The sequence below is a fragment of the Marinobacter zhanjiangensis genome, from assembly GCF_014651935.1.
In the GTDB taxonomy this organism is placed as follows: Bacteria; Pseudomonadota; Gammaproteobacteria; order Pseudomonadales; family Oleiphilaceae; genus Marinobacter; species Marinobacter zhanjiangensis.
In genome coordinates, this window is the sequence record NZ_BMXV01000004.1 from 50,514 (window position 1) to 68,259 (window position 17,746).

The 17,746-nt window shown below is 60.4% G+C and carries 14 protein-coding genes; 13 read left to right on the top strand and 1 reads right to left on the bottom strand.

Translation table 11 applies throughout. From position 1 onward, the window contains the following. The first annotated feature begins 110 nt into the window (after positions 1 to 110). The 3 genes from IE079_RS09335 to IE079_RS19095 all read left to right on the top strand — a co-directional run bounded on the left by IE079_RS09335 (position 111) and on the right by IE079_RS19095 (position 2,418). A complete protein-coding gene (locus IE079_RS09335; protein WP_189575722.1) occupies positions 111 to 1,577 on the top strand; it encodes an OmpA family protein in 1,467 nt (488 codons plus the stop codon). A gap of 84 nt (positions 1,578 to 1,661) precedes the next feature. Then, positions 1,662 to 2,132, top strand: a complete 471-nt coding sequence (locus tag IE079_RS09340; protein ID WP_189575724.1) for a hypothetical protein — start codon at positions 1,662 to 1,664, stop codon at positions 2,130 to 2,132. A 28-nt stretch (positions 2,133 to 2,160) separates the two neighbouring features. Next, positions 2,161 to 2,418 (top strand): Tad domain-containing protein, encoded by a 258-nt coding sequence (locus IE079_RS19095; RefSeq protein WP_189575726.1) that lies wholly within the window; start codon positions 2,161 to 2,163, stop codon positions 2,416 to 2,418. Between the two features lie 94 nt (positions 2,419 to 2,512). On the opposite strand, the gene IE079_RS09350 is transcribed toward IE079_RS19095, so the two are convergent. Further along, complete coding sequence (locus IE079_RS09350) at positions 2,513 to 4,489, bottom strand: serine/threonine-protein kinase (RefSeq protein ID WP_189575728.1); 1,977 nt, start codon at positions 4,487 to 4,489, stop codon at positions 2,513 to 2,515. Between the two features lie 553 nt (positions 4,490 to 5,042). Between IE079_RS09350 and tagH the strand changes: the two genes are divergently transcribed. The 10 genes from tagH (at position 5,043) to tssC (ending at position 17,737) form a co-directional block, all read left to right on the top strand. Beyond that, a complete protein-coding gene (tagH, locus tag IE079_RS09355) occupies positions 5,043 to 6,197 on the top strand; it encodes a type VI secretion system-associated FHA domain protein TagH (protein WP_189575730.1) in 1,155 nt (384 codons plus the stop codon). A 25-nt stretch (positions 6,198 to 6,222) separates the two neighbouring features. After that, positions 6,223 to 6,666 (top strand): type VI secretion system lipoprotein TssJ, encoded by a 444-nt coding sequence (gene tssJ, locus IE079_RS09360; RefSeq protein WP_189575732.1) that lies wholly within the window; start codon positions 6,223 to 6,225, stop codon positions 6,664 to 6,666. 54 nt (positions 6,667 to 6,720) lie between these two features. Further along, positions 6,721 to 8,043: a type VI secretion system baseplate subunit TssK gene (gene tssK, locus IE079_RS09365; protein ID WP_189575734.1), complete on the top strand. Its 1,323-nt coding sequence runs from the start codon at positions 6,721 to 6,723 to the stop codon at positions 8,041 to 8,043. 41 nt (positions 8,044 to 8,084) lie between these two features. After that, positions 8,085 to 9,395 carry a type VI secretion system protein TssL, long form gene (tssL, locus tag IE079_RS09370; protein ID WP_189575736.1) on the top strand — a complete coding sequence of 437 codons (1,311 nt, stop codon included), beginning with the start codon at positions 8,085 to 8,087 and terminating at the stop codon, positions 9,393 to 9,395. Between the two features lie 16 nt (positions 9,396 to 9,411). Beyond that, a complete protein-coding gene (tssM, locus tag IE079_RS09375) occupies positions 9,412 to 12,939 on the top strand; it encodes a type VI secretion system membrane subunit TssM (protein ID WP_189575739.1) in 3,528 nt (1,175 codons plus the stop codon). A 20-nt stretch (positions 12,940 to 12,959) separates the two neighbouring features. Beyond that, positions 12,960 to 13,631 carry a type VI secretion system-associated protein TagF gene (gene tagF, locus IE079_RS09380; protein ID WP_189575741.1) on the top strand — a complete coding sequence of 224 codons (672 nt, stop codon included), beginning with the start codon at positions 12,960 to 12,962 and terminating at the stop codon, positions 13,629 to 13,631. A 7-nt stretch (positions 13,632 to 13,638) separates the two neighbouring features. After that, positions 13,639 to 14,424 carry a PP2C family protein-serine/threonine phosphatase gene (locus IE079_RS09385; RefSeq protein ID WP_227712423.1) on the top strand — a complete coding sequence of 262 codons (786 nt, stop codon included), beginning with the start codon at positions 13,639 to 13,641 and terminating at the stop codon, positions 14,422 to 14,424. Between the two features lie 49 nt (positions 14,425 to 14,473). Then, complete coding sequence (gene tssA, locus IE079_RS09390; RefSeq protein ID WP_189575743.1) at positions 14,474 to 15,619, top strand: type VI secretion system protein TssA; 1,146 nt, start codon at positions 14,474 to 14,476, stop codon at positions 15,617 to 15,619. 112 nt (positions 15,620 to 15,731) lie between these two features. After that, positions 15,732 to 16,241 (top strand): type VI secretion system contractile sheath small subunit, encoded by a 510-nt coding sequence (gene tssB, locus IE079_RS09395; RefSeq protein WP_189575745.1) that lies wholly within the window; start codon positions 15,732 to 15,734, stop codon positions 16,239 to 16,241. Then, positions 16,238 to 17,737 carry a type VI secretion system contractile sheath large subunit gene (gene tssC / locus IE079_RS09400; RefSeq protein WP_189575746.1) on the top strand — a complete coding sequence of 500 codons (1,500 nt, stop codon included), beginning with the start codon at positions 16,238 to 16,240 and terminating at the stop codon, positions 17,735 to 17,737. The genes tssB and tssC overlap by 4 nt, the downstream gene beginning before the upstream one ends. The last annotated feature ends 9 nt before the right edge of the window (positions 17,738 to 17,746 follow it).

Here is a 17,746-nt window from a genome sequence, read left to right on the forward strand (position 1 = left end):
CCGTTTAAAGTGGGGCTCTGGCGGACCAGGGGGCTATTTTAAATTGTCTCCTGTAGTACACATGTCAAATGGACTGGCAGGTTCTCTGCCTAACTGAATAAGGAATGTTCATGCTCCCCAGAACGCTTGTCTTGCTATCCCTCTGTCTGATTTCCCAGTGGGTTAATGCCGATTCGGACCACCCCTTGTTAGGTGGTTATCCCGGTGCCGAAATCGATGAGTCGCTAAATACCGAATACGAGCAGTTTGCCATGCCTGTAGGGCCAATAGAGGAAGGTGGGGAGCTGGAAACAGAGCGACTTGTTGGTGACCTCTCAATGCTGACATACGAAATTGAGGGGGTATCCACCCTGAAAGTATTCGAGAATTACAGGCACGCATTAGACGAGTTGGGTGCCGAAGTCATATCCATCTGCGAACTCGAGCAGTGCAGTGCAGACGATAGAGGCCGCGCCGAGCTTGGCGCGGCTCTGGCCGTCCGGCGCTCGGTGAATAACCACCGCCGAAAACCGTACTTTATCCGTGCCCAGTTGGACGGTGCAAAAGGTACGGTTCATGTAGCACTTTTCTTTGGTGGGTATAGGGGAGAGGTGGCTGTTCAGCAGGTTATATTTGAAGAGGTTCCACTGGATGACACTCTGGTCTCCGTATCGGCGGATTATCTGACCCGTGGTGGTGAAATCTCGCCGAAAAGGGAATCGCGTACCGATGAGCAGCGGGAGCAGGACCATCCACTCATCGCCCGTTATCCGGGTGCAGAGTTAAGCGATTCCAGGGCGATGGAGTACGAGCGAATTGACATACCGTTTGGTACTGTCGACGCCGACGGAGAAATGGGTGAGCGTTTGTCGTTAACAGGGGATCTGGCTCAGCATACTTACGCTCTCGAGAATGTCTCCACCCTGAAAGTTATAGAGAATTACAAAGCTGCCGTCAGAAAACTCGACTTAACTCTCGACTACGAGTGTGAACTGGAGGCCTGTGGGGATAGCAATGCAGCTAAACAGCTTGGCGGCAATGTTTCAGTGGACGGGAGTGTCTTCAACTTTTACCGGAAGCCTTATTATTTCGTTGCGAGAAAAAAGTCGGCTCAAGGACCTCTCACCGTCGCCGTTTTTGTCGGCGGCTATAACGGAGATACAACGGTTCAGCAGGTTATTGTCGAGGAGAAAGGTACCGAAACGGATCTGGTCAAGGTGGACGCTGACCAGCTCTACCAGGACATCCAGCAAACCGGCAAGGCGCTGGTCTACGGCATCTACTTTGATACCGACTCCGCTACCGTAAAACCCGAGTCCGCTGATGCCCTCAAAGCCATCTCGGATCTTCTTGAATCCCACCCGGAGCTGAATCTCTATGTGGTTGGTCATACTGACGATACGGGTGAAAGCGATTACAACCTTAGCCTTTCTTCCCGCAGAGCTGCGTCGGTAGTTGATGTTCTGAAAGACGATTATGACGTGGAGATGGAGCGTCTCAAGGCAGCGGGAGTTGGGCCTTATGCGCCGGTGGCTGGCAATGAATCTGACGATGGGCGACGTCAGAACCGTCGGGTTGAGCTGGTGCGGAGGCTCTGAGGTGTTTCCGAAATTGTTGGTGGACTTTATGACTGATCTTCGTATGGCGTGTGCCAGAGTACTTTCTTGGGGAGAAGTAATCGAATGAAGATTTCAAAGGTAGTTCTTGGCTTAGGGTTGGTGGCGTCGCTGCCTGCTATGGCTGAGCCCTATGCAGAGTGGGGGGTAATCGGGGATGGCATGTCTTTGTCAGAGTTGGCTGAGGGCATGGAGGTGCCAGAGGCTTCCGAAGTATCAATACCTTTAGCGCCTGGCGGAGTTTTTATTAGCACCACCGGCGACCTCTCTAGATGCACAATGCACGTCAGGACTAAGCGATCCGTTGAGGAGGTGTGCGACTTTTACCGTTCCAGGCTAAAGGCTCCGGAATATGAGCGAGTTGAAGAGTTGGAGTTGGATTCGGAACCGAGTTGTGCAATTTTTCGAGGTGGTGAGCACAGGCAGGGTGTCGGCGTATGGGTTTACAGAAAGGAAGTTCCGCATTTTGTAAAAAATGGTAATACCTATGTGGTAGTTAATTATCATGTGCCAGACGGGACGCAATGTGAACATTGAAACTCAATAACCTGAATTGAGATGCGTGATGAGCCGGACAATTGATGGCGCTGGCGTGAAAAGACAACATGGTAGTGTGCTTGTGTATTGTTTGGGGCTGTTGGTGATATTGTCTCTTTCCGTAGGCTATTCGTATAATGCTAGCCGTATTTCCTCGGAAAAAACTCGACTTCAGAATACAGCGGACGCAGCTTCATACAGTGTGGCAGCAGTCGAGGCCAGAGACCTGAATTTCAAGGCCTACACCAACAGAGCGATGGTGGCCAATCAGGTTGCGTTGGCCTGACCCAAGCCATCAGTTCATGGCCTCGCTGCGTTATTTGCAGGCAAACAGTATTGCGGCCATGCAAACCGCTGCTCGCGCCAGTGTAGGGAGAGGCCTAGCGCATCAACTCCCTCGCCCGCGACAACAACGGCTGCGCCTGCCTTGTGCGGTTGCGGGCCAGCATGCTGTCGGCCATGGCCAGGTAGGCGTCCGAGAGTTGCTGGCGGATATCGGACAGTGGCTCGAAGTTCGATGGTAGCCGGTTCAGTACGGCGATCATTTCCTCGTAGACGCTGTCCAGCTGATCACGGCTGCCGGCATTGGCGATTTCGTCGCGCCAGCGTTCGAAGCGGTCAGCATAGAAGTCTTCGGCCGCCCGGGCGGGGAACACTGCCTCATCATCACCATTGGCGATGGCCGCGTAGTACTTCCCCAGTTCCCTGATGGATGTCTCCATGGTGGCTGCCCGGGCCAGTTTGTCGGACACCCCGGGCCGGTCGGCAAACAGCTGTTCACCCAGTATCAGCAGGCGGGCCAGGGCCGCGTCGTTGTCTGAATCCAGAGCTTCAGACAACTGCTGGTCGAATTGCTGAACCGCTTCTTCGGATGGTGTGAAATCCCCGGCGCCAATCAACTCCAGATCCCGGGTAAGTCCGGTCACGTCTTCCCAGGCTTGCTGGCTGCGGTAATTGCCCTCCTGGAGTTGAGTTGCCAACTCATTACCAAGGGCAGCCTCAAGGGACTGGCGCCGACGGATAATCCGGCTCTCCAGCTCCGCCAGCTGGTGATCCCGGGGGTAGACGGTGCCGGCTTCCGCCAACAGGTCCAGGGCGGCGGGAATGTCCGGCAGTTCCTGGCCGCTGCGGCCGCCGACCAGAATGCCCTCGATCTGTGTCAGGTACCAGTCCAGCAGTTGATCGGACTGCTGGCGCAGGATGCCGCTGCGTTCCAACGAAGGTAATGCGTTCACTTCCGTCAGCAGCTGTTCCGGCGGCAGCTCCATTACCCGGCGAACTTCCGCCTGATGCTGTTCCTTTGCCGTCAGTGCCTGTTCGGCCGCCATGGCCCGGGCATATTGCTGGTACCAGAGGAGGCTGCCACCTGCGGCCGCGACAACGACCACCGCAGAGGCGGCCCAGGGCTGCCAGCGCAGGGGTATCATGCGCCGTTTGATCAGCTCCAGGGAGCTGTAGCGGGGATCGTAGCGGAGGTTGCGCTTGACCACGCCCCAGAAACGACGGGGCATGCTGTCGGGCTTCTTCAGCTTGTAGGTGCCCAGTTCTTCCAGGGTCAGCTTCTGGCGATCGAAGGGGTGCCGGGAGGACAGCAGTTCATAACTGATGCAGGCCAGGGCGTACAGATCGTCCTGGGGAGATGGGTCCTTGCCCTCGATCAGTTCCGGTGAGGCGTAGGCCGGGGTGTAGCCGTAAATGGAGGTTTCGTCCTCGCTTCGAGGGTTCAGGTAGTCCTCGGGCTGCTGCGCCTGCAGGGCCCGGGAGACACCGAAATCCAGCAGCTTGATGCGGCCTTCACGGGTAAAGAAGATATTGGACGGTTTCAGGTCGGCATGAACAATGCCCTGGCTGTGGGAGTGCTCCAGGGCATCGGCCACCTGCCGCAGTACCGCGACGCAGCCTTTCCATTTCAGGCCGTTGGGTTTGGCGCGCTGGATGATCCGTGACAGCGGTTCTCCTTCCAGCAGCTCCATCACCAGAAACCAGGTATCGCCATCATGGTTCAGGTCGTGGATGCGGATGATATTGGGGTGAGACAGGCGCTTGGATTTGGCGGCTTCCCGCGCCAGCAGGCTGCGGGCTCCGGGGTCGCGGGTCAGGCTGGTGCGCAGGATTTTCAGGGCCACCATGCAGTCCCGGGAACCCGCCTTTTCCAGGTTCTGGTCCACGGCCTTGTAGACGTCACTCATGCCACCCGAGGCGATCAGTGAGACAATCCGGTAGCGGCCATTCAACAACATGCCCAGGCGCTTGTGGCGGGGGCCTTCAGGCACCTCCTGCCCTCTGGCTGCTGGCGACTGCAAACCCGGCTTACGGGTCTGGGTGCTGTCATCAAGAACGGTGTCGTTGGCGTCCATCCGGAATATCCTTACCGCTGTTCATCCATGGGTGCGCGTGCGCCTGTCCGCACCAGCCAGGGATCACCGGTACGGCCGTCAGGCGGTCCACTGTCAGGGAGAGTTGTAAGGGGGTATTATCCGGTGCCATGAGTCGTACCGGTCTGGCAGAGCCGACCGTGATGGGCCGGTTGTCCGTTCCTCTTGCTCCCTGAGGATTAACGGGCGACTGACATTGTTCTGTTGCAGAACGGAGTCAGGCCACGTCAGACTTCCTGAAGGTCGAATGCTAGTCAGGTTGGATGCACCTCGTCAAGCGGGCTGTTTTCCTTAAAGGTCGGTAATGTGACGCGTCTCCGGTTATCGGTGGCCAGGCGATCCCAGCCCGGGATAACCGTGATTGACATTGCCCGGGACTCTGCATAATCTCTGTCCGGTCGGTAACCGGTGGCCCCTGACAGGATGGCTGCTTACGTTGCCCCGAACCCAGGATGTACCTGCCGCGGCAGGTCGGGAATGCGCGCCAGCCGCCAGGCTGCCGGGCCAGGACAGATGTCAAAGGAAGGATTGGCTCATGGAACTCGAGCTCGCCATCACCAGCTACCAGCGGCTGTCGCCCGCCGTTATCTCCACCAGACGATTCGCGCCCGGACAGGTCTGGGTTATCGGTCGTTCGGAATCCTGTGACTGGCATCTGCCCGACCCCGGCAAGGTGGTTTCTTCCCGTCATGCGGAGATTCGTTGTGACGGCAGCGGGCGTTTTCTGATCCGTGATACCTCCACCAACGGCGTTTTTATCAACGATAGCCCGGATCCACTGGGTCGTGATGCCGAGTCGCCCCTCGACAATGGCGATCGCCTGCGTGTCGGCGACTACGAGCTTTCAGTCAGTCTGGTGGGCGCGGAATCCCCGGTGGACTCCAAACACCAGCCGGCGGCCCCGGAGCCATCTGTTTCCTCGTCGCCTCCCCCTGTCGCCAGTGCCATGTCTGCCCCGGATCCGGAGCCGATACCCCAGGGCCAAGGCAGCAGTGATATCAATTCGATGCTGGCTTCCGGTCTCAATGAACGTTTCCTCGGTGACAGCCACGTCGAAATGCCGAAATCGGAAATCCCCGATCAGTGGGACTGGGGCTCGGTGACCGGGCCGGAGCAGGACACCGAGCGGGCGGCGAAGCAGCAGGCCGGTCAGCTCCAGGCACTGATGGAAGGGCTGGGGTTGCGGGGGATGGACGCCGAGTCGCTCACGCCCGATCAGTGTCGCGCTCTGGGTGACCTGACCAGAACCCTGCTGGACCGGTTGCTGGACCTGCTGCATATGCGGGCTCGCCAGAAACAGCAGCTGCGGGTAAAGCAGACGCTGTTCCAGCGCAGCGAAAACAATCCGCTGAAATTCTCGGCCACTTCCAGCGATGCCCTGGAAAGCCTGCTGTTCCGCCGACACCCGTCGTTCCTCGGGCCGGAGGAGGCGGTGTCCCAGGCGTTCGGTGATGTGGTCAGCCATGAACGCGCCCTGCTCCAGGGCGTGGAAGATGTTATCCGGGATATTCTGCAGCCCCCTTCCGGAGAGGAAGATGGTGGGTTGCTCCGCAAGCGCAAGGCACTGGCGGCGATGCATGAGCGGCGCCAGCAGCACCTGCAGGAGTACGGTGATGTCGACCGTATGCTGCGCAGCGATACTTTTGTGGACGCCTATGAAGTGGCGGTCAGTCGTAGTGAAAGGGAGTAGTCAGACAATGCGATGGTTTCAGTGTTTGTTCCTTGTAAGTGTTGTGGTGCTGAACGGCTGCGCGGTGGCCAATTACGTGGTGGACCCCTATACCAACCTCGGTTTCGAGGCCGGTGACAACATCAACCCTGACGCCTCGGGGCGCGCGTCGCCGCTGGTGATTCGGGTGTACGAACTACGGTCCGTGGACACCTTCCGCAGTGCCGGTTTCTTCGACCTGTATGACGAGCCGGACAGTGTGCTCAACGAGGATCTGCTGTCCATGCAGGAAGTGTTGTTGCGTCCGGAACTGGTGGAAACGCTGCCCACCATGACCCTGAACGAGAACACCCGCTATCTCGGCATAGTGGCGGCGTTCCAGAACATCGACGAGGCCGGTTGGAAAATGATTCTGGACGCCAAGCCGAGGGGGTACCAGGACATCAGGATCGCCGTGGACGGCCTCGAGCTTGAGCGGGTTCGCGACTGACCGGTTCTCTCGTCAGAGCCGGAAGCGTTACCAGATAAAAAAGGACAGCACATCATGGAACGATTGGCCAAAGTTGCCTGGTCTGAGGGCATGCTGCTCAGACCACAGCATTTCCAGCAGCAGGACCGCTTCCTGTATCACGCTGCCTGCCAGCGTCACAATCTGATGAATCCGCACGGTTACGGTGTGCGGGAGCTGGTGATGGACCAGCAGGCGCCGGCTCTCGGGCAGATCAGCCTGGTCAGGGTGACCGGTATCTTTCCGGATGGCATGCCGTTCGCCTTTGACCAGAGCGATGGCCTGGAGCTTGACGTACCCGGCGACGCCCGGGATGAGCTGATCTGGCTGGCAGTGCCCACGGAACGCCAGGCGGGGGTCAATATTGCCGTGCCGGACCAGGGGCAGGTGGCCCGTTACCTGTTCCAGGAGGGCAGCATTCAGGATGATTCCGATGAAAGCGGCGAGGAAGAAACCCTGGGCCTGGCGCGGCTGAATCCGACACTGCGCATGGGGCGTGAGGACCTGGCCGGCTTCGCCGCCATTCCGGTGGCCCGTGTGGTGGAAGTGATTGCCGACAAGGAAGTGCGGCTGGACCGTAATTTCATGCCGCCATGCCTGGATATCGAGCGCATCGCACCGCTGTCCTCGCTGGTGCGTGAATCCCTGGCCATGGTCAAGCAGCGGGGCAGGGCACTGGCCGGGCGCATGCAGAAGGGCGCCGAGCAGTCCACCACGCTGTTCGATGTGCTGATGCTGCAGACCCTGAACCGCTGGCAGCCGACCCTGGAGCACCTCAAGGACAGCCCGCTGGTGCATCCGGAGCGCTTCTACGAGCTGGTGGTTACGCTGATCGGCGAGCTGGCCACTTTCACCCGGGCCGAGAAAGTACCGCCAAAGCTGCCGGAGTACCGCCATGACCGGCTCACGGAAACCTTCGGTGACCTGGCCGCCGCCCTCAGCCAGTCGCTGAGCACGGTGCTGGAACAGACCGCTGTCGCCCTGAAGCTGGAAGAGGCCCAGTTCGGTATCAAGGTGGCGCCGCTCACCGACAAGTCCATGCTGGAAACCGCCCAGTTCGTGCTGGCGGTACAGGCTGACCTCACCACCGAGGACATCCGCCGTCGCCTGCCGGCCCAGATCAAGCTGGGGCCGGTGGAGCACATCCGTGACCTGGTCAACAACCATCTGCCGGGTATCGGTATCAGCGCCCTGCCGGTGGCGCCGCGGCAGATTCCGTTCCATGCCGGCTATCACTACTTCCTGCTGGATAACAAGAGTGATCGCTGGGAGCAGCTCAAGCAAAGCGGCGGTCTGGCGCTGCACGTGTCCGGCAACTACCCGGGACTCAAGCTGGAACTCTGGGCCATCAGGCAGTAGCCCGCACACAGGGATGTTGAGTATCAGACAGGGACGACAACATGAACGACAGTACTGTAATCAAGCCCAGGCCGGGGGCCCGGCAGGTAGATCCGAGGCCCGACCGGCCATCAGCCGACGATGACCGCACCCAGCTCTCATCACCAGCCGGTGGCAGCAGTGACCGTGGCCTGCCTACCGACTCCACGGGCCGGTTCCGGCTGCCATCCACCCGGCTGGGGCCGGTGTGCGACGAGGCTTCGCGCCTGCTATCGGTAGCCAACCGCCTGTCACGGGCGGAGAGCGTGGAAGACATGACGCACCTGCGGCGCCAGTGCATGGACCTGGTGCGGGAATACCGGGCAGCACTGAAAGCGGCGGAGCAGAGTCCGGAAACCGTCGATGTGGCCTCCTACTGTGTCTGCGCCCTGCTGGATGAGATCGTACTCAACAGCAGCTGGGGCCAGAACGGCCAATGGGCGGCCGCCTCCCTGCTGTCGGAATTCCACTCCCAGACCTGGTCCGGCACCCACTTCTTCGAGCTGGTGGACAAGGCCCGCCGGACCTCCAATGTGCCGCTGATGATGCTGCAGTACCTGTGCCTGTCCCTGGGCTTCAAGGGGCGGTACCGGGTCGAGGAACGCGGTGAGGAACAGCTCGATATCCTGCGGGACTGCCTGTACCACGAAATCTGCGCCGACCAGGGGCGTTTTTCCACGCCCTTCGATCGCAGCTGGGAAGACCGGGTCACCCCGGGCTCCGGGCTGAGCCATGGTATTCCCCTGTGGGTGGGCGCCGCTGTCTGTGCGGTGGTGCTTCTGCTGGGCTACCTGTGGTCCACTCATATGCTCAACTCGTTTGCCGAGCCGGTGCTGGCGGACCTCAACAGTATCGGCGTGCCCGAACGCCCGGCCCGGGAAGGTCCCGGCAATCCGGACGACTTGCGCTACCTGAAGCAGATGCTGCAAACCGAGATCGACAAGGGTCTGGTGGAGCTGGACGGGGAAGGCCCCGACACACGCCTGCGCATCGGCAACGAGGCTCTGTTTGACTCCGGCGGCGTTGATGTCAGTGCGGACATGGTGCCGGTGATCAGCAAGATTGCCCGGGCCCTGGAATCCACCAGCGGCTCCATACTGGTGACCGGTCATACCGACAACCGGCCGATTGCCACCACCCAGTACCCCTCCAACTGGCACCTGTCGCTGGCGCGTGCTACCTCGGTGTCCGACATGCTGGGGCGCAATGGCAACCTCAAGGGCCGGTTATGGCCGGAGGGCAGGGGTGAAGCCGAGCCCCTGTTCGAGAACGACACCGCCGAGAACCGCGCCCGCAACCGTCGCGTGGAAATCCTCCTGGTACCGGAAACCTAAGGAAGAGGTCTGAGTTATGGCATGGATTCGCCGGATAACCGGTTTTTTTACCTGGCGCAGGGTGTTCCTGTTCCTGGGCCTGCTGGCCCTGGTGCTGCTGATCTGGTTTGGCGGCCCATTGCTGGCCATCGCAGATTACAAGCCCCTGGCCTCGGTGGCGGCGCGGCTGGTGTTCCTGTTGAGCCTGGTGATCGTCTTCCTGGCGGTAAGCCTGTGGCGCGCCCGCCGTCAACGCAAGGACAACGAAAAGGTTGTCACCGAGATGATGGCGGGCAACGACCAGGACGAATTGCTCAAGGAGGAAATGGAGACCCAGCGCAATAACCTGCGCAAGGCCCTGGCCCTGATGAAGCAGTGGAAGCCGGGGCGCTTCCGATCCGTCTACGAACTGCCCTGGTACATGATCATCGGTGCTCCCGGCTCCGGCAAGTCCACGGCGCTGCTCAACTCCGGTCTGGAGTTTCCCCTGAAAAGCGAAATGGGGCTGGATTCGGTCAAGGGCGTGGGCGGCACCCGGTACTGTGACTGGTGGTTCACCAACCGTGCCGTGATCATCGACACCGCTGGCCGTTACACCACCCAGGAATCCGGTGACAAGCGTGACGCCAAGGGCTGGAAGTCGTTCCTGGGGCTGTTGCGCAAGTACCGTTCCCGCCAGCCCATCAACGGCGTCATCCTGTCGGTCAGTGTGGCCGACCTGCTGGAGCAGACACCCACCGAACGCCAGCTTCATGCCCGGGCCCTGAAGCAGCGGGTCCAGGAATTGCGCAACCGTCTGGGTGTGGTGTTCCCGGTCTATGTGCTGCTCACCAAATTCGACCTGCTGGAAGGCTTCTCGGATACCTTCGCCATGCTCTCGGAGCAGGAGCGGGAGGAAGTCTTCGGTATCACCTTTGACCTGCATTCGGTGCGGGACGCCGAGCAGCTTCCGGCCATGTTCGAGCAGGAATTCAACAGCCTGCTGGAGCGTCTGAGTCACTTCCTGCTGCACCGTCTTCAGCAGGAACGCACGCCGGAAACCCGCCGTCGTATCTATCAGTTCCCCAAGCAGGTGGCACTGCTCAAGGCACCGCTGTGGAACCTGATGAAAGAAGTCTTCTTCCCCTCCGCGTACGAGGAAGTGCCCCTGCTGCGGGGTATCTACCTGGTGTCCTCGGAACAGGACGGTCGCACCAGCGACAAGGTGTCCTCGCTGGTGGATCGCCAGCTCAGGCTGAACGTGCCCGGCAAAGCCCGCCCCGCCAATGGCCTGCCCAGCGACGGCTTTTTCCTGCATCGCCTGTTCGACAGTATCATCTTTTCGGAATACGGCCTGGCCATGGCCGACGGTGCCAAGGACCGGCGCTACCGTCGCCTGCGCCAGGTGGCCGTGGCCGCCATGGTGCTGGTCACCGCCGGTATCGGGGCGTCCTGGTACATGGAGTATCAGTGGAGCCGTGACCTGATAGCCGGCTACCGGGACGACATGAACCAGCTCCAGGATGACATGAGCCGCCTCAAGACCAGTGACGGCAACTGGCTGGTGCTGAACGACACCCTGAACACCGCCGCCGGCATGCCCGGGGTGATGGGGACACTATTACCGGAAGGCGGCAACTATCCACTGGGTTTCTTCCAGAATGGCTCCCTGGCGCAGGCCGCCGAAGGTGCCTATGGCCGCCTGCTGCAGTACCGGTTTGCCGAAGCCTTCCGGGAGACCATGGAAAGCGAAATTTCCAGCAACCTGGGCAACCTGGAATACCTCTACGAAAGCCTGAAAACCTATCTGATGGTCAGCAACCGGGAGCATTTCCAGCAGGAGCAGGTGGCGGCCTGGTTCGAGTTCATGCTGGGGCGGCAGATTCCCGGCGAGGTCAACCGGCCTTCCCGGGAAGAGCTTGACCGGCACCTGGGGCAGTATCTGGCCCTGAACCACAACATTCCGGCAGACCGTGAGCTGGTCTCCCGGGCCCGGGGCGAGCTGACCGCCATGCCCCTGGACGAGCGCGCCTACCAGCGTATCCGGGCCGACGCCCTGAGCGCGGGGCTGCCCGAGTTCACGGTGAACAAGGTACTTGGTACCGTCGCCGAGGAGATTTTCGAGCGTCGCTCCGGCGCCTCCATGCGCGATGGTGTCCCGGGCCTGTACACGGCCAATGGCTATCGTGGTGTGTTCGAGCCGGAGCGCGACCAGATTGTCGGGCACCTGCTGCAAGACTCCTGGGTGTATGGCGAGGAAACCGAGGACTTCCGCAACCTCAATGAAGGACGCATCAGGCAGCTGGTGGAGGACCGGTACTTCCGCGACTATATCCATGTCTGGGAACAGCTGCTGTCGGACCTGCGGGTGCGGCGCTTCAACAGCAGTCGTGAAGGTCGCTACCTGATGAGCCTGCTGGCAGGGCTGGAAGATCCCGTTGGTCGGCTGGTGGAAGCCGTTCGCTATAACACGCGACTATCCGTGGAGGAGCAGCAGGATCCGGCTACCGGCGAAGCGCTGGACAATGCCAGCGACATGGCACAGGAGGGGCTACGCCGCCGCAGCCGGGCGTTTGACCGCATGAGCCGGATCATGCCGGAAAGCGTGATCGCCGAGCATGAGCTGACGCCGGTGGATCGTGCCTTCCGTCCGCTCCATGAGGTCAGCGAGGAAACCCTGGGTACCATCAGGGATCGCGCGCGGACCATGGCCCGCTATCTGGCGGAACAGGATCAGGGCATGTCCGACGCTTTTGCCACTGTGTCCCGCTCCGACTTCGAGAATGCGGTAAAAACCCTCCATGCCGCCGTCGGTAACAGCCAGTCGCCGCAGCTGCAGACCTGGCTGGGTGAAGTGCCAGGGGATGCCCGAAGACTGGTGAAAGTATCCTCCACCCGCCGCGTGAACAATGTCTGGCGCAGCAATGTGTACCGGGAATACCAGCAGGCCATTGCCGGCCAGTATCCCCTCGCCCGTGAGGCGGAATCGGAAGTGGCGCTGGCGGACTTCGCGGCGTTCTTCGGATACGGTGGCGCACTGGATACCTATTTCCAGGAGCATGTGGCGGAACATGTGGACACCGGTACCTCGCCATGGACCCTGTCGCCGGCGGCGGGCATCCGTCAGTCCAGCCTGCAGGTATTCCGGCAGGCACGTCGCATCCGGGAGGCGTTCTTTATCAACGGTACCCAAGAGCTGAAAGCGTCCTTCACCCTGAAGCCGGCCTATCTGGACGGCCGGCTGGCCTCCCTCAAGCTGAGAATTGGCGACCGGACCCTCAATTACCGGCACGGCCCACCCCGCACCATGGCCTTTGACTGGCCCATGTCGTCGGGCTCCGGCGTCAGGGTTACCCTGACCCGGGGCACCGGCACCGATACCGCCATCCAGGCGAAGTTTGATGGTGACTGGGCGCTGTTCCGTTTCCTGGGGGCCTATGGTGGCCTGTCCGGTTCCGGGCGTACCCGCAATGTCGACATCCTTTCCGATGGCTATCTGGCCACGCTGGAAATGACGCCGGATTCGGTCAAGCATCCATTCGACCTGTCGGTACTGCACGACTTCCGTCTGCCGTCGAGACTCTGAGTATAAAAAGGAAAACCATAATGAGTTGGGGATACATGGGAAAGGTGCCGGGTCGGGGAGACTTCCTGACCCACAACGTGCACCCTGAAATCCGCGACCTGTTTTTCGAGTGGTGCCAGGCCAGTCTGGCGGTCAGTCGTGATCAACTGGGGGATGGCTGGATGGATGCCTACCTGACCGCGCCGATCTGGCATTTCTGTGCCAGCCCCGGCGGCATGGCCGAAACCGGGGTGGTGGGCACCATGATTCCCTCCGTGGACCGGGTGGGTCGCCATTTTCCGTTCATCGCGGTAGCGGATTACAGCGGCATAGCCATGGACGCCTGGCGCCACCCCGACTGGGCTGCCGCCATGGAAGACAGTATTCTGGCAGTACTGGACGACAACTGGGAAGAAGACCCCTGGCGTCAGAAGCTGGCCGATGTTCCCCTGCCCACTTCCGACAGCACCCGTCTGGCCTGGCCCATGGCGGAGGGTAATGTGATGATTCCGGGCGAAGCGCGGGAATCCGAGTGGCTGGACGCCCTGCTCAGGCGGCAGAATGGGCAGGCGGTCTGGTGGACCCAGGGGTCGGCGTTTGTCGAGCCGGCTACCCTGCTGACGGACGGGCTGCCAAAAGTGGGGCAGTTTGCAGCGATGATGGTAGGAAAGTGGCAGAATCATGGTTGGCAACAGGCGGAACTTGAGGAGTAACGGCATCATGCAGGCGGAATCCGTGGCGTTTACCCACCGGGGAGCGGTCCGTGAACACAATGAAGATGCCTTCGTTGAATTCGCCGACAGTGGTCTGTGGCTGGTGGCGGACGGCATGGGCGGTTATCGCGCCGGAGATGTGGCCAGTCAGCTGATCTGTGACACGGTTACCAGTGCCCGGCGGCGACATGACGGTATGCTGGGTAAAGTTGAACTGGAGCAGGCGATTCAGCAGGCCAACCAGCGTATCCGGCAATTCGGCCGTGAAGAGCTGGGGGGGCAGACCCTCGGTTCCACAGTGGTGGCCCTGCTGATCGAAAGAGACGTGTATCACCTGTTCTGGGCCGGAGACAGTCGTTGTTACCGGTTCAGAGACAATGAAGTGACCCAGCTTTCCCGCGACCACAGTCAAGTGGCGGATATGGTTGAGCAGGGTGTGCTGGATGAGCGTGAAGCGGAGCGACACCCGCTGGCGCATGTGATTACCCGGGCCCTGGGGGTCGACGATGCTCTGACCCTGGATTACCGTTGCGGTCAGGTGGAGCCGGGCGACCACTTCATGCTTTGCAGTGATGGCGTCAGCAAGGAGCTGGGAGCCGCCGAAATCAGGGACTTCCTGACCGGTGGTCCGATCCATGACGTCAGTCTGGCAATGATGCATTCACTGCTCATAAAACAATGCAATGACAACATCACCTGTATCATTGTGAAAGTACCGGATCGTTGTTATAGTCCGACCGACGTGACTGGAGGGGATGATGAGACAATCCCGATGAAACTCCGGTTACCGTGACGTGACGGATCACGATTGATGGATCAACAGTACGACGGCAGGAAGCCTCATGACGGATCAGACCGCCCATCTTCTGGACATACCCGCATTACTGGCCGACATCTCCCGGGATCTTCCCTGTGGTGATGACACCCGCGAGGATGCCTCTCCCACATCGCCGTATTTCACCCTGAAGGACCTTCGCAGTCAGGCCCGCGCGCTCGAGCGTCAGGTACTGGCCGATGACGAAGTGGTCCAGGTACCCCAGTGGCGTGAAATGGCCCGGGAAATTCCTGTCCTGCTCACCGAGCGCACCAAGGATCTGGAGTACGTTGCCTGGCTGACAGAGGCCCTGTGCCGGGAGCACGGTTTTGTTGGTCTGGCGGATGGTTTCATGCTGGCCCGGGAGCTACTGCTCAATCATTGGGTCAACCTCTACCCGACCCCGGACGAAGAAGGCCCGGACACCCGTATTGCGCCGCTTGTGGGTCTGAATGGCCTGGAAGCCGAAGGCACCCTGATTCAGCCCATTCTTTCGGTACCCCTGTTTCAGTCCGATAACGGTGGCTCCTATGCCGCCTGGCATGCGGAGCAGGCGGCCGAAGTCGGTCGTCTGGACGAGGATCGGGCCCGCAACCGGATCAAGACCGGTGCCGCCTCGCCGGATGATCTTCAGGCCGCCGTCGCCAGTACGCCTGCCGAGGAGCTGGCCTCCACCCGGGAAGCCATTCACCGCGCCCAGCAGGCGTTCAGCGAGTTGTCGGACGTGATGGACGAGGTCATGGGCGAACCCCAGCCCACCACCAATATCCGTCAGGCCCTGGATCGCTGCCTGGCGGTGCTGTCCCATCATGCCGGCGCGCGTATCGACGAATGGACCCGGCAGCACATCCCCGAGCTGATCGCGGAATCCGGCCCGGGGGGAGAGTCCGATGCCCTTGACGAAACGGCCGGAGACACGCCGCAACACCAGAAGGTGGACCCGGTTCAGGTGGCCATCGATAGCCGGGCCGAAGCACTGGCCGAACTGCGCCGGCTGTCCGATTTCTTCCTCAAGACTGAACCCCATTCCCCGGTGTCCTATGCCATTCGCCAGGCCGTGCGCTGGAGTGACATGTCATTGCCGGAACTGATGCAGGAATTGATTGACGATGGTGGTGCCCGTGATGGCTTCTATCGTCTGACCGGTGTGCCGGCCCCCGAGCCGCGGGAATAATAGCGGCACCTCAGGAGCCTCTGCATAGATCCTGAAAGACTCTGGCAGCAGATGTACGCAGGATCTATTCAGAGGTTCCCCCAACCAGTGAAGCGCTACAGGAGACAGAGACATGGACAGCATTCACGACAAACTATCCAGGGTCCGGAAGCCCAGGGTACACATTACCTATGATGTTGAAACCGAAGGGGCGATGGTCAAGAAAGAGCTGCCCTTTGTCGTTGGCGTCATGGGGGATTTCTCGGGTAACAACAGTGACACTCCCAAGCCGCTGAAAGACCGTCGGTTTATCCAGATCGACCGTGACAACTTCGATGATGTCATGCGTCGGATGAGTCCCAGGCTGAGTCTGAAAGTGGACAACAAGCTTTCCGACGATGACTCGCAGATGGCCGTTGACCTGGCGTTCAACTCCATGGACGACTTCCAGCCGGCGGCGGTGGTCAGCCAGGTGGAGCCGCTGCGGGAGCTGATGGAAACCCGCAACAAGCTGCGGGATCTGATGACCAAGGTGGACCGTTCGGAAGAGCTGGAAGAGCTTCTGGAACGGGTTCTGAACAACTCCGACGATCTGCAGAAACTGAATGCCGATCTCGGTGAGACACAGGGGGACAGGGAATGAGTGCCGAAACCCAGGCGGTGGAAAACGAAGCCGCGTTAGCCGAAGAAGCGTCACAGAGCCTGCTCGATCAGGCCATTGGTGCCACCAAGCAGACCGAAAGCGATCGTGCCCGGGAGCTCATCCGCACCCTGGCTGATGAAGCCATGAAGGGCACGGTGACCTGGAACAAGAACCTGACTATCACCTTCCGTCAGGCCATTGCCCAGATTGACAAACTGATTTCCACGCAGCTCTCGGAGATCATGCACCAGGAAGAATTCCAGCAGCTGGAGGGTTCCTGGCGGGGTCTGCATCACCTGGTGACCAACTCCGAAACCAGCGCCACGCTGAAGATCCGCATGCTCAACATGAGCAAGAAGGAGCTGCACAAGGACCTTTCCAAGGCGGTGGAGTTCGACCAGAGCCAGGTCTTCAAGAAGATCTATGAATCCGAGTTCGGTACCGCTGGTGGCGAGCCCTATGGCGCCATGATCGGTGACTATCAGTTCACCAACCACCCTAACGACATCGAGACCCTGAGCCTGATGTCCAACGTGGCGGCGGCCGGCTTCTGTCCGTTCGTATCCGCGGGTGGTTCCGGCCTGTTCGGTTTCGACGACTGGACCGAACTGTCCAAGCCCCGGGATCTGGAGAAAGTCTTCGAGTCCCTGGAGTACACCAAGTGGCGATCCTTCCGTGAGAGTGAGGACTCCCGTTTCGTGACCCTCACCATGCCCCGTGTACTGGCGCGGCTGCCCTACGGCCAGGCCACCCGTCCGGTGGAGGAATTTGGCTACGAGGAATTCGAGCTGGACCCGGACAGCGGCATGGCCGTTACGCCTGATCACGAAGATTACTGCTGGATGAATGCGGCCTATGTCATGGGCAGCCGCATGACCAACGCCTTCGCCAAGTACGGCTTCTGCACGGCGATCCGTGGTGCCGAAGGCGGCGGCAAGGTGGAAGGTCTGCCGGCCCACATCTTCCAGAGTGATGATGGCGACCCCGATCTGAAGTGCCCCACCGAGATCGGCATTACTGATCGTCGCGAAGCGGAACTGAGCAAGATGGGCTTCCTGCCCCTGTGTCACTACAAGAACACGGACTACGCGGTGTTCTTCGGTGCCCAGACCTGCCAGCGGCCGAAGATCTATGACAACCCGGATGCCACCGCCAACGCCGCGATTTCCGCACGGCTGCCGTACATGATGGCCACGTCCCGTTTTGCCCATTACCTGAAGGTTATGGCCCGGGACAAGATCGGTTCCTTCATGGAAGCGGAAGACGTGGAGCACTGGCTGAACCGCTGGATCCTGAACTACGTGAACGCCTCCGAAGGAGGTGGTCAGGAAATCCGCGCCAAGTTCCCGCTGGCTGATGCCCGGGTGCAGGTGCGTGAGATTCCGGGTCGTCCCGGTTCCTACAATGCCATTGCCTGGCTGCAGCCATGGCTGCAGATGGAAGAACTGACCACGTCGCTTCGACTCGTGGCCAAGATTCCGGAAATGGGTAGCTGATCCTGCGCG